Genomic DNA, 19,227 nt, shown 5'->3' with positions numbered 1-19,227 from the left:
CCTCTTAGTTTATAAAAATGACTTAATAATTAAATATAGTCCCATTATAAGCATAACTGTTCTTAATAACATAACCACAGTATTTGATTGTATGGATTGGTTGACTTTTACACCAATTTTCGCACCCAAATAGCTAGAGATGATTAATACAATAGAATATACCCAAGCTACATGTCCTTGTGCAATATGTCCAATAGAACTCATCACGCTGGAAAAGAATATCATCATCATACTTGTACCAACTGCGACATGTGGTGGAAATCTAAAAACAATTAACATTAGCGGTGTCATAAGTGCACCACCACCAATACCAAACAATCCCGTCAAAACACCTATAAATAACGTTGATATAAATGCCACAATTGGCGGAACACTATAATGATGTATTTTTCCATAACCGTCTACATATGTACGCTCATACTTAGGCTTATTAAACATTTTCATTGGTTTTATATTATTTCTTATCATAAGCAGAATTGCTACGAATATTAAGAAAATACCAAAATATAAATTAAAAGAGTCTAAAGTTAAAAAACGACTTAAAATTGACCCAACCAAAGAGCCTGGTAACAAACCAAATAAAAAGATGGAACCATTTTTGACGTCAACTTGTTTCGTTTTTAAATAACCTAATGTTGACGATAGTCCTGTCACGATTAATATTAATGAAGATGTTCCTATGGCAATCTGAGGTGTGATGCCATGTAGTAAATCATTTTCTACGCCCAAATAAACTAAAGTTGGGACGATGATAATACCGCCACCAATGCCCACAAGTGAACCCAATATGGCTGATAAACCACCAATTAAAATCAAAATGATTATTGTTAACATATCTGACCGCTCCTAAAATAATTTTAATTGTTGTGGTGCTAAGCCTTCATAATCAATGCCTAATAATGTTTGGTATGTTTTAGCATTTTGTGCAGCATGACCACCGGAGTTATTATTAAACACGACATAAATATTTTTAGCTTTTTGTTCTAATAATTTCACTTTTTGCGCTAAATCATTAAGTTCTTGCTTATTATAATCATACAAATATCTAACGTCTCTCCAAGCTTCATCCGTCATGTCCTTTTTTGTCCATCCATGTTCGTTTCTACCATGATAACGCACAAATGCTGTTTCGTTTGTAATACGATTGACTAATGGTATAGAACCTTGGCCTACTTGTGGTTCATCACATACCGCATGTATCATGTCATGTTCAGTTAAAAAAGCTAACGTTTCTTCTTTATACTTATCATTAAACCAGGATTGATGTCTAAATTCTATACAGACAGGAAAATCCTTCAACTGTTCTCGTACATATCGAATATATTTAATGTTTTGAACTGTGCAGTCAAACCAAGGTGGAAACTGTACTAATACCATCGCTAACTTTTTTTCAGATTTTAATGGCACTAACATCGCTTTAAACTGATCAAAAAGTATTTGTCTTGATTCTGCAAAATCATGATAATCTGCATGAAGTGTTAATGCCTGATGAATTTTAACTATAAATTGGAATCTCTCAGGCGTCTCTCTTATCCATTTTCTAATATTTCTTTCAGGTTGTATCGCATAATATGATGCATCTAATTCTACGATGGGAAAGTGACTTGCATATGTAATTAGTTTATCTGATTTACGCTGTAAATCTTCGTACAAAGTATCATGGTCTCCCCAACCTGTTAATCCAATATTTATCATAGTATCACCAGTTACATGATACCATAGATGATTTATAAGATTCACTAGATTAAATTATATTCTTCAATTGTTTCAACGGTTAAGGTTAAGAAAATCAACGGTCATTTTAAAAGATTCAATAGATACAAAAATCAAAAAAGTTGCTATCATTTTTTAAATAGCAACTTTTATTAAAACATCTAAAGATTAATCATCATTGAGTATGCGTTCTGTTTCTTGTACGATATCAGCTATCAATTGAGCAGCTGAATTCGGTTGGGATAACCTTGGACTTTGTCCGCTCCATAAATGCGTCCATTGTTCCTTACCTAAATCAGCTGCAGTTTTACGAATACTATTCGTCAATTGATTTTGAATAGGATAATCTGGAATATCATCAGCATAACTTTCCATCTTGTGTATAAATTCATTATCGATACCTCTAGCTGGTTTTCCCGTAAAGGCTTTTGTGATAACAGTATCTGTTTCTTTGCTTTGCTGTATTGCATTTTTATATAATGTTGAAGCTCCACTTTCTTCTGAAGTTAAAAATGCTGTTCCCATTTGTACAGCCTCAGCACCTAGCACCATACTTGCAACCACACCACGTCCATCCATAATACCTCCTGCTGCTATAACTGGAATAGATATATTATCCACGATTTGTGGTATCAATGACATGGTACCAACCAATGGCGTGTGTTCACCAGAAGTCACAGTGAAAGAACCTCTATGACCACCCGCTTCACTACCTTGAGCAATAATCGCATCCATTCCTGCGCTTTCATTGGCTTTCGCTTCTTCAACAGAGGTTGCTGTGCCTATCAAAGTAATCTGACGCGCTTTCAATTTTTTGATAATATTTTGATTTGGGATCCCAAAAGTAAATGAAACTACAGGAACCCCTTTTTCAATCACCATATCTATGGCATCGTTAAATTGCTGTTCTTCACTAATATCAATCACAGGTTCCTCTAAGTTTAAAGCTTTTCTATAAGGTTTTAACCATGCATTCATGTGTTCTACATTTTCTGGAATATATAATTGTTCACTTGGAACAAATAAATTAACGGCAAAGGGTAAGTCAGTTAATTCTTGCACATAAGTTATCTCAGAATCTAATTTTTCTGGAGTAAAATAACCTGCTCCAATCGTACCAAGTCCTCCACTATTACTGACAGAAGCTACTAATTCCGGTGTCGTACTACCTGCCATACCTGCCTGTATGATTGGAAGCTTGATATTCAACATTTTGGTCATCTTTGATGAAAAGTGCATACAAAACACTCCTTTTATTGAAATACAATAACCTAAATATCACTGATAATTTATTACTAAAGTTTTTATTTTTTATTATAAGCTTGCATTTGTGCGTCTAATTTTTCTCGTTCTTGTTCATCCATTTCATCTTCAATTTCCATACCTAGCATCTCTTCAATCAAGTCTTCATGAGACACAATGGCATCTGTGCCACCAAATTCATCTAATACAATCGCTAAATGTTTGCGCGACACAGTCATTTTTCTGAGCACCCATTCTGCTCTATTATGTTCATTCACAAATAAAGGTTCTGAAGTATATTGTAAAATATCATTTGACTTTTCTTTACTCCATGCTAACAAATATTTTGAATGGAAAATGCCAATAATATGATCGATATCACCATCATATACTGGATAACGTGTATATGGGTTCGTCACGACGGTATCATATGCATCTTCATAAGATATATCAGCGGGAAACGCGGTTACATTTATCCTCGGTGTTGTATCAATATTGGTTATTTTTAATTGTTCAAAATCCATAACACCTTGGATTCGATTTCGTTCCATTTCATTAAATGCACCTTCGCTACCTGCAATTGTAACCATCTGTCTAATTTCTTCTTTTGATAACCGTTGTTGATCTTCTTGTCCTTTGGAAAGTAAATTATTAATCATATCCGTTAACCAGTTTAACAATTTCGTAATTGGTTTAAATATTATGACAAAAAATGCGATTGGCGTGTAAACCAATCTAGACATACGATCTGGATAAGTTGCAGCAACAGATTTTGGAATTACTTCAGAAATAATGATGATAGCAACCGTTGTCACTGCAGTAGCTATACCAACGTTCACGCCAATATCCACTGCTAAGACTGTCACCAATGTAGGTAAAATAATATTCGCAATATTATTTCCAATTAAAATTGTAGTAATAAACTCACTGGGTTTTGTAAGTAGTTTTGATAATTTAGCGGATTTTTTATCTCCATTTTCAGCTTCAGTTTGTATTTTCATCCTATTTGCAGCAGTTAAAGCTGTTTCACTACCAGAAAAGAAGAATGAAGCAAATAAAAGTATGATTATAGCAATAATCATATCAGCATAACTCCTTTTTGTATTCTATAAAATTTTAAACGATATGTATCAATTCCCTCATATTACAATGCATAAACGCATTTTTAACTATTAGAACTACGTTTTCAAAACAATACGAATAAAAAAACACGAGGTGATACAAATTTGAATCCCAAAAGTATACGGGTATCAAAATAGTATCACTCGTGTTTAATATTTAATCATTTACTGTACAACCAAATTTTTGATTACCAATTTTAGCCGATTGAACCTTCCATTTCAACTAAATTTAGGTCATTTTGTATTTTTTATATTTTTAAAATGCCTTTAAACCAATGTTTTGGAGGGTAGTAAATTTTATAAAAAATACGTTTTCAGATAAAATGGTATCAAAAATGGTATCAGTAACCAATGCGACCACCTAATCAATTTTATCTTTAATAACTATAAAAAGCCATCTCGTTATGAGACGGCTTGTGTGTAATATATTCGAAAAAGCGAGGTGTGGTTTGTTTATCACCATGTGTATATAGTAACATTAATTTTATATTGTGCAAACATTTTCCTATCCTTACACCCATTTTAATATCGTTCATACTAAAAACAACTGTTTTATAGTATTTGTAACTTTCATAAAAAATAACCACCCAGTGACATGCGTGGGTGGTGGATATAAAAAAATTTGAGAAAGGCCTTATACATGTAAATAAATTATAACATAAAAAATAGGGCAAGCACCACTATGTGCCTACCCTAGATTACGTAGTGAAAAGAAATTTTAGTGTTTCATAACTCAAATATAATTATATTATAACATAGATTAGCTGGCAATATACCCTAAACGTTTTAATAACCCCTCTATTTTCCATGTGGTTAATCCAACTTTTTTACTGATATAAGTGAGACCTTTGCCATTTGTATAGAGATTTATTATTTCTTCTACTTCTTTTAATTGCTCTAACTCTTTTATTATATTTATTATTTTTTCTTTGTTATAAAACGTTAATATGTTTTTTAATTCAGTTTCATTAATATTTTTTAATATAAAATCGTAATCAGACACCCTACAATCAACTTCTACATATCTTATGCTTTTCTTTTTACAATAATCCATTTTTATAATGTCCGATTTTTTTGTTTTTTTATACCAAGAATCACTTTCGTTATAATGCTGCTTACCATGAGTTTCTATAACAATATTATATTCTGGTAAGTAAAAATCAAATCTTCTTAGTTTAAGATCTTGGAATATTTTTTGATATTCATAAACTATATTGTTTTCATTTAATAACGCAATCATTAATTTTTCTGGGTATGTTATGTTAGAAGAACACACGTGACAAAAGAAACCTTGCTGAACTAAATTATTGACAGGTATTGATTTTTCTGTTTTACAATTAGGGCAAACGCAGTTTATTTCTCTTCTTGAAAGCTTTGTGTATTTTTTGGCATCATTAACATCTTTCAAAAACGGTAACACATCTTTTTCGTTAAATAACCAATTTCCTTCGTAAACATATTTACCACTAATATAAGGGCTTGATGCACCACCATCTATTCTTGATTCTCTTCTATAAAATGTCAAGTTTGTACTCAAACATAACATTTTATACTCTCTTTCTTTACTTCGTGGATTAAGTCTTTTCCCGATTACTTCACAATTATTTATAATGAAGCCTATATCATGTTTGTAACCATCAGTCACAATCTTCTTTATTTCACAATTTTTGAAGTTAGAAGATAATATTTCATGTTTTTTGTTTTCAACTTCTACTTGTAAGTACCTTTTCTTATTTTTTCTATAACAATCTAATATTTTTATGTAACCACTGATTCCTTCAAAAAAATATTCTATATTGTAACCTATGGATTCATCCCAAAGAATTTGTTCGTTGCTTTTTGTTTTCTTTCTTGGTAGTTCGCTCAAATTTATCCAGTTTTCACCTTTGTAAAATGTGAAATTGTCATTTATTATTTTCATATTAATCACCTTAATGTAATTATACCATATTTATTATGTAATAAGGCGGGCAAAAGCCCGCCATAAAGTTATTTAATTGTTCCCCATAATGGTCCTAAACTACCATCAGCTTTTACTTGTCTTACTGGCATGTAAACAGTATAACCAGAGTTTGTCATCCAACTGATCCAAATGTAACCATCATTTTTTTGAATTTCTGTATAGTTTATAGTTTGGCCTTTCTTCAAAGTACCTGCAATAGGATATTGTCTACCAGGTCCTATTCTTCGTGTGATTATCCCTTGTGGTACATTACATGTGAAAGAAGCTACTTCTTTACGCCATAGTATACCGTATTGGTTTTTGTTCCACTTCTCATTACTTGTGGAAGTTGTTTTAGTTACTTTCTTTTTAGCGACTGCGTTTTTTCCGTTACCACCTTTTATTGCACCACCATGAATAGCTTCTGCGATAGATTTACAATAAGCATCAACATTTTTTCTGATTGTATTCATGTCTTTTGATGAAGTGATGAAACCTAGTTCAACTAATCTATAATTAATACCAATTCTTTTAGCGACATTACAATTTAATAAATTATTTCTTCCTGTAATACCTCTAATAGTACCTACATGTTTTTTTATAGCGTTCTGTATACCAGTATCAATGCTATCTGCTTTTAATCCACTTGGTATAATTGTGTGTCCACCACTTGCAGAGCTACCAGCAGCATCTAAATGGAATTCGACTACTATTTCATATCCTTGAGACTTAACCCAGTACAAACCGTAATCTTTTCTATTGCCTATATTATCTCCGTACGCGGTATCTTGGTACATGTCTTGTGATTGTTTGGAACCACCATATAAAGCAACTGTATGCCCTTCTTTTTCAAGATAGCTTTTAACTTTTTTGGTAATGTTGTTTCTAATAAAATCACGTTCATTTGTAGAATTACCAACAGCACCGGGATCATTATATCCATGACCTGCTACAAGCATAATTTTGCGTTTTTTCGTCTTAGGTTTACTTTTGATTGCCTTAGTTGTAGTGTTTTTAGCAGAACCATTACTTGACGATGTTGAAGTTTTTGTTGGTGGTACGATGAAATGTGTTAAACCACTGTAATTATCCCATCTTAATTTAGCGGGACTGTTAGCCAACCCATCAAAGTTTTGTTCTAATATTTGAAATTGTGAAGTGTTGCCGCCGTTATACACAATACCTATATGCCCGTATCGTTGATAAACACCAGTAGTATAAACTGCAATCCAACCTTTTTTAGGCACTGTGGACGCTTGATTTCTTATCACTTTCCAACCATTAGGGAATTTATTGTCTATCGCATCTTTAGCGTTGCCATACATTCTAAATGAACCGTCCGTTAATTTATACACATAAGATACTGCTAGATCCATGCACTGAAAAGCATAGTAACCATCGAAATCGACATATTTCCCTAGATAACTATTCACAATTTTATTTATCTGTGTTTGTGTTTTCGCCATTTTCAACTACCCCCTCTACTTGTTGGTTTGTATCTAGCATTACACCAGAGTTATTAATATCAGAATCAAAGTTATCCACTATAACTTCATCATCTTCGACATCTCTTAAACCTTCTTCAATCTCAACTTCTTCCGCAAAATCATCATTCCATTGTTCTGGTTCATAGCCTTTTTCCTGATACTCAACTGGATCAATATTTTCATCACGTGGTTTTGAATAAGTTTGTGCAATACCACTGTCTTTCATCCCTTTAGTAGTAGGATCGTTTATTACTCCGAATGTGACTAATACAGCTAATAATCCATTAATACCATCGCTAAATTGTTCCAGTTGTTCTGTATAGTTTAATCCTAATGCTTGCGTTATATTGTTAACAAAAAGGACTATCGCCGAAACGATAGCCACCCAAAATGATTTCTTTTTGAAACGTATTTTCCAGTTAATATTCTTCATCTAAAAACCTCCATATATAATAAAAGCCGACGCAATGCGCCGACTTATTTAAAGAAGATGTTGGCTACTAAGGATATAAGAGGGACTAATACAACCCCTGCAAATCCCAACCAGTAGCCAATTACTTCTCTGTTCCCTTTTGCTTCTGCTTCTATAGTTCCTTGCAAACTCTTAATTTCTTTCTCATGACTTTTTGTTTCATATTCTAAATCAGTAACTCTAGTTCCTACCGTCGATAATGATTCACTCATTTTTTCTAAATGTTTCTCTGACCTAGCTTGTGATTCGAACGACTTCTCTTGCAGTAATGTCTGTCTATCTACTTTATTCAACAAACTATTAAAATTGTCTGTGTGTTTCTTGTCCACTTCGTTTATGCGTTCGTTTAATTTGCCTCTTGATCTTTCCCACTCGTGTCTTAATACATATTTATTTTCGTCCATAAATACCTAACCCACCTAAAAATCCGACAAATCCGAGCCAAGCTGTTATAGCGATTAACTGTGCTGGCGTTAGCCAATTAAGCGCATTATACACAGCGGCCGATGACATTAAGAAGTGTATGATGGCACTTCCTAACCCACCTATTAACATAAAATGGCTCGAACAATTATTTATAGACCTTTTACCAAACAATAGACTTGATAGAATTAGACAAGTGCCGAACACAAGCAGTAACAAACCCCAAATCCAAATAGGCATAACGTCGTTTAGCGCTCGGTAGAAATCGCTTTCGTTAATAACCTTTTCTTGACTTATGAGCCAATAGACACCTCGTATATCTACAAACACACCTAATCCAAATAAAGATAATGTGGCTAGTTTATCGTGTATTGTAAAGTTTTCATTCATGCGTTCACCTACTTTTTATAAAATAAAAACCACTAAATTAATAGTGACCTTCTGGTATTCCATCTTCTTTATCATCTTGATATTCTTCCTTAGTAATTCTTGTGTAATCTTCTTTAGTTAAACACCCCAATTCAACATAGGTTTTAATAGCATCGTTAGTGTAGCAGTTAATGTCATAAAAATATTTAATACTTTCAAATGTTGGCCACATTATTCAACACTTCCTTTAAGTTTTGAAATCTCAAGCATTGCATTCGCTAACTCTTTTTGAGTATCTCTTAATTGTACGTTCCCTTTAGCAATTTGCATTTGTAGTTGTGCAACGATTACTTCTAAAGTTTCAGGTTTAGGTAAGCTTGCATTGTCTTCATTTGCCGTAGCACCATGCCATTTTTTACCATCAAACTTACGTGGTGGATAAAGATTGCTAGGTGGCATGATTTCTGTATACTGATACACACCTTGTTCTTTTAAATCTTTTTCTGATAAACTTCCATCTTCATTAGTTAATACTAAATAAGGATTTCCGTTATAGTCGAAAACTTGTTTATACATTCAATCACCCCACAATATAAGTTAATTGTCCGTAGACAAAATCACCTGTATTAATTGTATTATCGTTATTTTGCCATATCTTAAACACTTTGTTTATTACATCATAACTGCATTTAACTGGATTTTTACCCGAATTGCCGTCTGTTCTTGCTAAAAAGCTAAATGCATATTTAGGTAATACATTAGCTGGTAAAGTTAGAAATGCAGTTTCAGATTTAGCAACCGTCATTTTAACGTTGAATATAATATTACACACACCGTTTTTCACTCTATAAACCGAAGGACCTAAATCTGTATCAGCTTCTACACCACTCATTAATGGTAAATCCTGCCACCCTGTATCTTGAAGGTTATTATCTACATAAGTTTTTGCATCATCCAAAGATTTATTTGCTTTATCTTGAGCGCCTTTAGTTGTTTCCATATCTGCAAGTACATCTGTCCAACCGTTCCAGTTATTATAAAATCTGTTAATATAATAGTTGTTTTTATTATAAGGCTGGAAAACAATGACTTTAACTGTGCTTCTTTGTAAAACATTTAAGAAACCACTTGAACCAGAAGGAGAGCTAACAGGACCAGGTACATAGTAATTACCAGGTGTTAAAGTATTCAGATACTCATTATTTAATAAATCTGCTTGTAATAAGTCTTTAGATGTTCCATCATCTTTAGTTAATTTATACTTTTGCCAATTATCTGTAGCTGATGATTTAACATAACCTCCAGCTTGTACATCGCTGTTAAACTTATTAATCTTTTCATCCATCGTGTTATAGACTGTGTTTAATTGGTTGGTATAATTACTTCCTGTATCTGTGATTTCTTTTAATGTATTAGCTTTAGACGCATTAAGTTCTTCTAAACTTTGTGTCTTTGCTGTATTAAGGTCATCTAATCCTTTTTCTGATGCATCTAATACAGCTTGTGCTAAATTCTCACCATCTGCAAAAGTTTGTTCCATTCGCTCATATCTTTCAGTGATGTTTTTCTCTAAATCTGCAAAACGTTTGATGTGTATTAATTTTGTTTCTGCATCTATATTATCGATTAACATTTTAGATATATTAAAAGAGAACAACCGTTCAACAACAATGTCCTCTTTACCTTTAACTGCAATATCTACTTGTCCTGTAACTTTACCTGTATGTCGTAACATTTCATCTGACAAGGTGTAAGATAAAATGCCATTCATGCCATCTTTTATTGTTAGATCATCTCTAACGATTGAACCATCTTCAAATTCGAAACTTATACTTGTGTCCACATTACTTTTACCAAGTAGTAATGGTGTGTGGTTTCTAGTAACAATGAAATTCAATATTGAAGTTTGAATATCTCTTGTGTAAAAATTAACATCTAAATCAGATAAGGGTTGATACCTTGCTGTTGTTTCTAAAGGTATATTTGCTTGTTTATCCATACTCATTATTAATACACACCTTTCGTATTTGTTTTGATAATATTGTTGTAATTCGATACGTTCCAATAGCCGATTTTCGTGTTATCATCACCATCTATAAATATACCGCCTGAACCACCATTGTTAAATATCGTAGTGTTTTTCATACCAACACCACGTATAGCGAATGATTTATCTGAACCATAAGCATGGTTGTGTGCTACTTCTCCCGTATCAAAATTACTTAAGTAGATACCACCACGTTCATTACCATCAATGTTATCTGTATTAGGATTTGACACCGTATTAGATCTAATAAATGAGTAACTTACATATTGAACGTATATACCGTTTTTACCAGTGGTATTGATGAGATTATTTAAAATGTTAATATATTTATTTTGCGCATAATATCCTGTATAAGGTGATACTTCATTATAAACGGCTTCTGTCTTTATATTGTTAATATAGTTTTTCTCGATAAATACATTGATACATCCTTTATAACGAACACCTCGATAAGCATAGGATATTGTATTATCTTTAATATGAACATCGTCACACATCGTCATTACGATAGCTTCACCAATATCGTTATTATCGGAAACAAAGAAATTATTTGTTATTTTTACGTTTTGTACGGGAGCATTAATATCATTATACTGTTGGCCAAATACAGAAACGCCTGTTTTCTTATATTCTTCAAATGAGTTGTTGTTGATTGCAAATAATCTCCCTGCTTGTGGTGATCCAGAAGGAATGCCGTTTACATCGTTTGCACTCTTATCTTCGCCACCAACAGAAGAAATGCGAACACCTTCATAACATCTTCGGAATGAGTTTTCTGTAATTTTTGTGTTCACCCATTTATAAGGTCTAACAGCTACTTGTTTGATATCTTCGAAAGTGTTTCCTACAACTTTAATATCTTCTTGATAGATATTATGCACACTATAGTGATTTCCTATTGCAACATCAAAACTATCTAATATGTCTGATTTTCTAAATACACAATTTTTTACCGAAACCTCTTTACAAGGTGTTCCATCGTGGTGACCTGCACCACCAATACCTTCAGCCGTATATTCACCAATTTGTATAGCTTCTTTGAAACTACTACCTGCTAGATTTATAAACCCTTCAAATGTACAATTATCAAATGTTAAATTTCTAATGCCGTTAGCATCCACACAGTGATAACTAATTAAATTTCTAAATCTCACGTTATTAAAAGTAATGTTTTCTGCGTGTTTTAATATAACCATATCAATGGCAGTTGTTTTAAACTTATCAATTTGTTCATAATTTGAATCTAGTGTACCACCTTCAAAATGAATGTTGCCTCGACCTTCATAACCGTAGAACGCATCTTCACTCGGCCCATTCATGAAGAAACCACCGCCCCAACCACGAAGCAGAATTGCGTTGTTATCCATTTTTACTGTTGTATTCTCATAAATAATAAGTCTTTTACCTATTAAGTATTTACCAGCAGGGATATAAAGCGTACCTGAACCGTTATTATGAATTCGATTTAAAGCATCTTGAATATAATCCGATACATCCGTTTTACCAGTCTTATCAGGGTGATATTCATCAATGTTTATAGAACTTATTTTTTCTTCCACACGGTTTATATCCGTGTAGACATCAGCAAAATCAGTAAACAACCTTTGTGATAAGATATCGTGTCTTGTTCCATCTTGACCTACACGTGCATCTGTTACTTCTTTAACACCATCACCATCTACACCTACAACTAAATTTTTAACTTCATTCAATAAATAAATTATCATCTTATCTAGTGTAGTATTAGCGTGTGTAATCTGTTTACTATCATGTGCTTTTAATTGTTCAATTTGGTGGTAGATCATCTTATCTTCAATAAGATTATTGAAGTTGAGAATCTTTTTAAAGTTGCTAATTGTTTCGCTTCTCCAACGTTGATCTAGTTGATTACTCATATTCGTTTGTAAATTTAACATGAAACTATCCCTCCATTCTTTCAGTTTTTAATACACCCTTGTCGTCTACAACAATTTTAAATTTTTGCCCAGTTGGTGCTTGAACGATTAAATCACTTCTTAAATATTGTGTGACGATAGATTCGATTAATTCTTCTAAGCCTATAACACCCTCTGTATGGGTTTGTGGAAAAGCGTCTTCGCCCTCATAACTCATTCTTATAATTGGAATTTCTTTACTCATCTACTAATACACTCCCAACAATTGAGCCCCCAGAATAACCAGTAGAAGGGCTATAAATGTTATTTATCTTGCTTTTATTTAATGCAGCACTCACACTTTTCATTTTACGATTTAATACATTACTGATTTGAACAATGTCTTTCTTGTCATTGCTAAAACCGATTTCGTCGGGTGATGGATTGAGTGGATGTGTTTGCGTAAGGGAAACAACTTTCAATTCAGTATCGTAACCCATAAGCTCATGGATAAACCAAATCGCATCTCTTTCTTCAATCTTTTCATCTCCAACATAGTTAATATCTAATTCAACATTAGGTTCGTCGTTCAATTCATTTTCTAACTTATGTTTTAACTCATCCTTGTCAGTGATATTTTCGTCAAAATGATCAGGAGCTTCTCTATGTCCGAACACATCATAGTTTTTAGGTGATTTATGAACATAGGTTGAACTGTATAAGTCATCACCTTTTAAAACAGCTGTTGTGTTAATAACTGTAGCTTTTTCGGTACCTACATACATACAAGGTGCCGACTTTTTATAATCTACACCAGCTTTTTTACCTTTAAAAACGGCTTTAACAGTGTATTTACCTTTTTTTGTATTTTTTGATAGTGTGATATTTTGCGTAGTAGCCGATTTACTATAACAACTATATTCACCAATTTTTTCGCCATCAAAATACAAATCGAGCAATCCACCTTTACTCATTTTCTTTAATGAGAATACGATGGTTTCATTACCGTATTTACATTCCAATTCATATGAAAAAGACGCTCCGACTTCTTCGGTGCGCCATGTGCCATCTTTTATAAATTTGCCATTATAGGTTAGATTTTTCGGTTTTACAGGTGAGTAGTTTTTAGTATCTTTGCTTGTTAGCTTTTTGCCATAGCCTTTAATCACAGTTTTTAAATCCTTAGTATCAATACTTGCTTTCACTTCACTGTTATTGAATTTATAACGAATTATTTTTTCAGTAGGTATATAGAATGAGTTGTCATCGTGGATGTAAATTTTCTTATTATCTGCATAATAAATATATCCAAACAACTCTGCACCTTCCACAAGATATTCAAGACCATTTTTAGATCCTAATTCTTCTAAAGTCACTTTAGAATTGAATGTACCTTTAATTTCATACGAATAACCTTGCTTATTACCTTTAAAACCATAATCCAAATATTCTTTGAGTGTTAGTGTAGTTTTTTTGTCCTCGCTTGTGTCTTCGTTGATTGTTTCATTGTCTATATCTTTGCTCACATAATGATTTTGAAATTCAAACATAATATGTGTCGCTGTCACTTCTTTAGTATGAAGCACTCCATCAAAGGACGGCGTAGCATTTTTTATAACATAACGTTGACCGGCATAATCAATGAAGGATTCATTCTGAAGCAAATTATACACATCTTCATTTTTACTCGTTTTATAAGCGATAAATGAAATTTGACGAGTACTATTACGTTCGTATTCATATTTGAAAGTATCATATGCAAAATCTAGCAATAACTCTGACATGGTTTCGTTAATATCTGTAACTATAATGTCTGTGTTCAACCTTTTCACCTACCTGTAAATAAAAGGGAAGATAAACTGAATATTAACACTGCTAACACTTCCCCATATTTCAAAATCATTATAACCAGGAGCTAATGTGATAATGGATTTATTGGTCAACCTACCACATCGTTGTTTTTCAATATAAGGGTAAGCACCGTCTATTAAAAAACTTTGATTTTTGGCTAATTTTCCTTTGTATTCGAATATATCTCCTGTTGTTTTATTAACTAATCTAAAACCAGTACTAGTGTTCAACCTAATCCATATTTGCAAATCGTGGCGCATACGTGGATTAATTGTGTCACTACTTCCGTTGTATATAGAGAATTTTTGACGTTTATGTGTATAACTTATTTCTCTATCTGGCATTATGCCATTCTCAAATTGCCATTTATCTGATAACAAACTGTATTGATCCGTCTTATATAGAGATTCAGAATACCCTTTATAAACTTGAAAGGTAATTTCAAATGTTCCGAATGTACTGGTTAAATTTTCTATCGCATTAGATTCACAATATACTGCATACTTTTTACCAGGCATATCTGAATGTAATACATAATATGGTTTTCTTTGGTAAAGAATACTTCTTAGTTTAGATTTGACTAAATTGTAATCTTCTATATCTTCACCTATATATGAAAATCTTAATACTAATTTAAAGGGGCCGAAGTTACTCGACCCCATCATTACCCCGTCAGTTCCTTTTATTTCCAAAGAATTAACAATAGTTTCAACATCTTCTTCTTTAGCATCTAAAAACCTCAAACGTGGTATTACTTCATCTAAATAAAAACTCTTCGAATCATCAAATATTCGTACTCGTTTTTTCAATTAAAAACTCCCTCCTAAACTATAGGATTCAAAACCTAATCTTTTAGCTTGTTGTTCGCTAATTTGTTTTTCACTCACACCTGTAGGTTTCTGTTCTAAACGTTGATTACTTGCGACAAGTTGTGTTAATAATTCTACCTGTTTTTGTGTAGCTTCTAACTGTCTAGCCATGAAGTTAATCATTTCATTACTATTACTGTTATTACTAGTAGCAGGTGTACGCATTTGATTAGGTCGTTTATTACGTTTATTTTTACTGTCTATATCTTGTGCAGCTAATGCCAATAATTTCATTGCATCAGAGTTACGACTAGGGTCAGTAGGTATTACCCATTCCGGATAACCACCTTCGGCTAAATTATATAAACCTGATGAATTAATTAATCCGCCAGTGGCATATCCATGACCCTTACCAATAACACCTAACATGCCACCTTTACCGTATCTAGCTTTAGCATATCTCATACCAGCAATTAGGTTATCTAAACCATTCCAAATGTTTCCGTGACCTTTAGCTTTATAAGCGTTGAACGTACCAGGTTTAACTTGTACTAAACCTTTTGCACGACCATCAGCTAATCCGTCAGTACCACCTAAAGCTTTAGGATTGCCACCTGATTCCGTTTGGATCTGTTTAGCCCAAGCATTAACATAAGCTTTAGAAGTAGGTAATCCAGCTATTTTAAGCGCTTTTTTAATATCGCCATTCCATTTACCAGACTTGCCACCGCCACCATCATTAGCTTTTAACCATTTCAATGGATTGATTGGCGTTCCGTTTTTCTGAACCTCAAAGTGTAAGTGTGGTCCTGATGAACGACCAGAGTTACCAGATACACCTAAATAGTCACCTGGTTTTACGTTTTTACTTCCACTGAATGCGTGTTTGCTCATGTGACCGTAGATAACTTTCGTGTTGCCTTTAACAATGTCAACCATGTTACCAAAACCACCGTTCCAACCTTTGCGAGCAGTGGCCTTACCAGCTAGAACTGAATATAGTTTGTCATAAACGTAGTTGATGTCTACACCCATGTGAGGACCTGCAAAAGGATAACCTGGTGCTCTGCCGTTAGGACTGAATGGGAAGTTAATACCTTTTGAAAGGTCTATATAACCTCCGTCACCTTCTGCAGCATCTGCCATCCATGATGTGAATGTATCTATAGCAGCTTTTTTAAGTTTGCCGAACATACCTTTCATCATGTTATAAGGTAGTTCTGCCGCTTTTTTAATTCCAAAACCGTCAAGGTTTAAACCAATACCTTCAAGAACTTTGTCGAGTAATTTACCTGGTTTGTCTATCCAGTCCATTACATCGCCAATTTTATCTTCCATCCATTTCTTACCTTTGGCTGCAGTTTCCAGTGTTTTATTAACCACCGCTTTACCACCGTCTACAACTTTACCAGTAGCAACTTTTGCGCCTGTCTTTAGGCCAGTAGTTACATCGCCAAAGAAGTTATCCCCTTTCTTTTTCTTCTTAGGCTTTTTGTTAGATAAAGTACCATTTGAGAATTTAGGCATACCACTCAACATAGAATGTGTCTGCGCACCATTCATAACAGATGAGCCTTTAGGTAAGAATGCTGTTGTATCTCTGTTTGGTGTAAGTGCCATTTTACCGTTTGGATATTTGATAGCTTCGTGTCTGAAGCCACCAGGACCATTTCCGCGTCCTTTGTCTCCTACAGTAGCAAATGTATCGCGAGCAATCTTACCGTTCTTAACTACATTTGTAGTCGTGTTAGTGTGTTCTGTACCAGTGTGAAGTTTGATAGGGTCAATTTTTGGCATATTAAGTTTTTTACCAACCCAGTTCACACCATCGATAAGTTTGTTTAATCCGCCTTTAACTTTGTCTATCATTCCAGAGAAGAAACCTTTAATATCACCAGTTACCGACTTGATAACGTCACCCATTTTGTTCATGACGCCAGTGATTTTATCTTTCATTCCAGTAACTATATCAACTGTTCCATTCTTGATGTCACGCCACTTTTTAGACATGAAACCGCCGACGGAATTCATTGTGTTACGTGTTCCTTTAGATAAGGAACCCCAAGCACCTTTCACGCCTGACCAAAGTGATTTAGCTTTATTTACTGTTCCAGATTTAATACTATTCCATTTAGAACTCATGAAACTACCAACAGACTTGAATATGTTAGTTGTACCTTTTTTAAGATTGTTCCAAGTATTTCTTACACCAGACCATAATGCCTTAGCCCTTGAAATAACGCCATTTTTCATGTTTGTCCATAATTTCAACGCGAAATTTTTCACTGCGTTGAATATGTTTGTTATACCTTTTCTTAATGCATTAAAAGTGTTACGAACACCGTTCCACAATGATTTAGCTCTCGCTATAACACCGTTTTTGAGCGTTGTCCAAACTTTGATAGCAAAGTTTTTAACAGCGTTGAATATGGCAATAACACCTTTTTTAAGAGCGTTGAACGTATTTCTAACACCTGTCCATAGCAATCTAGCATTCGCTATAATTCTGTTTTTCATTAAAGTCCAAATTCTTATAGCAAAGTTCTTCACTGCATTAAATATAGCTACAACAGAATTTTTTAATCCTGTAAATATTGCTTTAACTAACGTCCAAATTGCACGTGTTATTGCAACCACTCTATTTTTTAAGATTGTCCACGCTGCTATAGCAATCGTTTTAGCACCATTAAACACCGTTGAAACAACAGTTTTTATTGTATTTAAAATAGCTCTAGCTACTGCAACTAAAGTTCGAATGATTGATAGTATTGAGTTCTTAATACCGTTCCATACAGCTATTGCAACAGTTTTTATACCATTCCATATCGCAGTAAGCGCTACTTTCCAAACGTTAAAGTATGCTTTAGCTACTGCTAACCATGTACGAATAATTGTCAATACAGCAGTCTTAATTCCTGTCCACACTGCTATAGCTGTGAATTTAATTCCAGCCCAAATAGCAGATAAAACGTTCCTTAATGCCAAAATTGGATTTTGAATTGCAAATTTAATTGCATTCCATGTCGCAAATGCTGCAGTTTTCAAAATCGTCCATGCAACAATTGCAGATGTTTTTATACCATTCCATATTGCAACTAAATATGGTTTTAAGAATCCAAAAACTGAGATTGCTGTGGCTTTAATTTGATTCCAAGCAGTTATGACAAAATTACGGAATGTTTCGTTGTTTTTCCAAAGATACATAATACCTGCAACCAATGCACCGATAGCAGTTATAACCCAACCTATTGGCCCAGTCATAAATCTAAGAGCTAAACCTAGTCCTCGTGTAGCAACTGCAGCAATTTTTGTAGCGATTGAATATTTACCAGTCATAATAGTTGCTAAAGAAGTGTTTCTAGCATTTAAAATTTGAGCTAAGGCTAAAGCACGTGTTACACCTGTCCAAATAGCCATTGATGTTTTTGTTATATTAACTATGGTGTTATATGCACGAGTTACTAACGAAGCACCACCCATTACAGTTTTATATACGCCCCACATAGGAAGAATTGCTGCTAATGCACCACCAACAGCTGTTAAAACACCTGTCATTAGACCCATTGTATTGTTAGCTGTTGCACCTTTGGCTATAAATCCAGTTATAGCTGTTGTTATACTAAGCACTACGGATCCAACTGGTGCCATACCTCTAACAAGACCAACAAAAATGTTTCCAATGTTTTTGAGTAATTGCCAAACTTTAGGACCATTTGCGTTAAGATAAGCTATGAAGTTTTTAAAACCTTCAGTTCCTTGTAAATTAGCAGCCCAATCTTTAAATGTTTTGGTTACACCTTGCATCCCTACTAGCACATCATGTGAATGACCACTAAATGCTTGGAATAAACTAACAATACCACTAAATACATTCCCG

Annotated in this window: 17 protein-coding genes; all 17 read right to left on the bottom strand. The window is 33.6% G+C overall.

Annotation, left to right across the window (positions count from 1 at the left end):
- Positions 1-9: 9 nt before the first annotated feature.
- Positions 10-834 (bottom strand): sulfite exporter TauE/SafE family protein, encoded by an 825-nt coding sequence (locus CD150_RS01775; RefSeq protein ID WP_046207507.1) that lies wholly within the window; start codon positions 832-834, stop codon positions 10-12.
- A 12-nt stretch (positions 835-846) separates the two neighbouring features.
- Positions 847-1,695, bottom strand: a complete 849-nt coding sequence (locus CD150_RS01770; protein WP_073342704.1) for a DUF72 domain-containing protein — start codon at positions 1,693-1,695, stop codon at positions 847-849.
- 186 nt (positions 1,696-1,881) lie between these two features.
- Positions 1,882-2,952: an NAD(P)H-dependent flavin oxidoreductase gene (locus CD150_RS01765; protein ID WP_103161297.1), complete on the bottom strand. Its 1,071-nt coding sequence runs from the start codon at positions 2,950-2,952 to the stop codon at positions 1,882-1,884.
- A gap of 65 nt (positions 2,953-3,017) precedes the next feature.
- A complete protein-coding gene (locus tag CD150_RS01760; RefSeq protein ID WP_046207504.1) occupies positions 3,018-4,037 on the bottom strand; it encodes a hemolysin family protein in 1,020 nt (339 codons plus the stop codon).
- Positions 4,038-4,836: 799 nt separating this feature from the next.
- Complete coding sequence (locus CD150_RS01755) at positions 4,837-5,997, bottom strand: PDDEXK family nuclease (RefSeq protein WP_103161296.1); 1,161 nt, start codon at positions 5,995-5,997, stop codon at positions 4,837-4,839.
- Positions 5,998-6,065: 68 nt separating this feature from the next.
- Positions 6,066-7,484: an N-acetylmuramoyl-L-alanine amidase gene (locus CD150_RS01750; RefSeq protein ID WP_103161295.1), complete on the bottom strand. Its 1,419-nt coding sequence runs from the start codon at positions 7,482-7,484 to the stop codon at positions 6,066-6,068.
- Positions 7,456-7,938, bottom strand: a complete 483-nt coding sequence (locus tag CD150_RS13980) for a phage holin (protein ID WP_103161294.1) — start codon at positions 7,936-7,938, stop codon at positions 7,456-7,458. Before CD150_RS13980 ends, CD150_RS01750 begins: the two co-directional genes overlap by 29 nt.
- 44 nt (positions 7,939-7,982) lie before the next feature.
- Entirely contained in the window at positions 7,983-8,381 is a 399-nt protein-coding gene (locus tag CD150_RS01740) for a hypothetical protein (RefSeq protein WP_103161293.1), read from the bottom strand.
- A complete protein-coding gene (locus CD150_RS01735) occupies positions 8,368-8,790 on the bottom strand; it encodes a hypothetical protein (protein WP_103161292.1) in 423 nt (140 codons plus the stop codon). The genes CD150_RS01740 and CD150_RS01735 overlap by 14 nt, the downstream gene beginning before the upstream one ends.
- Positions 8,791-8,827: 37 nt before the next feature.
- Positions 8,828-9,001: an XkdX family protein gene (locus tag CD150_RS01730; protein WP_073342740.1), complete on the bottom strand. Its 174-nt coding sequence runs from the start codon at positions 8,999-9,001 to the stop codon at positions 8,828-8,830.
- Positions 9,001-9,345, bottom strand: a complete 345-nt coding sequence (locus CD150_RS01725) for a hypothetical protein (protein WP_073342744.1) — start codon at positions 9,343-9,345, stop codon at positions 9,001-9,003. The genes CD150_RS01730 and CD150_RS01725 overlap by 1 nt, the downstream gene beginning before the upstream one ends.
- Positions 9,346-9,349: 4 nt before the next feature.
- Positions 9,350-10,774, bottom strand: coding sequence for a BppU family phage baseplate upper protein (locus tag CD150_RS01720; protein ID WP_103161291.1), 1,425 nt, complete (start codon positions 10,772-10,774; stop codon positions 9,350-9,352).
- Positions 10,775-10,776: 2 nt separating this feature from the next.
- Positions 10,777-12,732 carry a glycosyl hydrolase family 28-related protein gene (locus CD150_RS01715; RefSeq protein ID WP_103161290.1) on the bottom strand — a complete coding sequence of 652 codons (1,956 nt, stop codon included), beginning with the start codon at positions 12,730-12,732 and terminating at the stop codon, positions 10,777-10,779.
- Between the two features lie 4 nt (positions 12,733-12,736).
- On the bottom strand, positions 12,737-12,955 hold the full coding sequence (locus CD150_RS01710) for a hypothetical protein (RefSeq protein WP_103161289.1): 219 nt from the start codon (positions 12,953-12,955) through the stop codon (positions 12,737-12,739).
- Positions 12,948-14,522 carry a phage tail protein gene (locus tag CD150_RS01705; RefSeq protein WP_240621209.1) on the bottom strand — a complete coding sequence of 525 codons (1,575 nt, stop codon included), beginning with the start codon at positions 14,520-14,522 and terminating at the stop codon, positions 12,948-12,950. Before CD150_RS01705 ends, CD150_RS01710 begins: the two co-directional genes overlap by 8 nt.
- The gene (locus tag CD150_RS01700) at positions 14,523-15,350 is read right to left on the bottom strand and encodes a phage tail family protein (RefSeq protein WP_103161287.1); all 828 of its coding nucleotides are present in this window, start codon (positions 15,348-15,350) and stop codon (positions 14,523-14,525) included.
- Complete coding sequence (locus tag CD150_RS01695) at positions 15,351-19,154, bottom strand: peptidoglycan DD-metalloendopeptidase family protein (protein ID WP_103161286.1); 3,804 nt, start codon at positions 19,152-19,154, stop codon at positions 15,351-15,353.
- Positions 19,155-19,227: the final 73 nt, after the last annotated feature.

The sequence above is a fragment of the Staphylococcus ureilyticus genome (genome assembly GCF_002902235.1).
Lineage (GTDB): Bacteria > Bacillota > Bacilli > Staphylococcales > Staphylococcaceae > Staphylococcus > Staphylococcus ureilyticus.
This window is presented reverse-complemented; position numbering and strand designations above follow the sequence as displayed.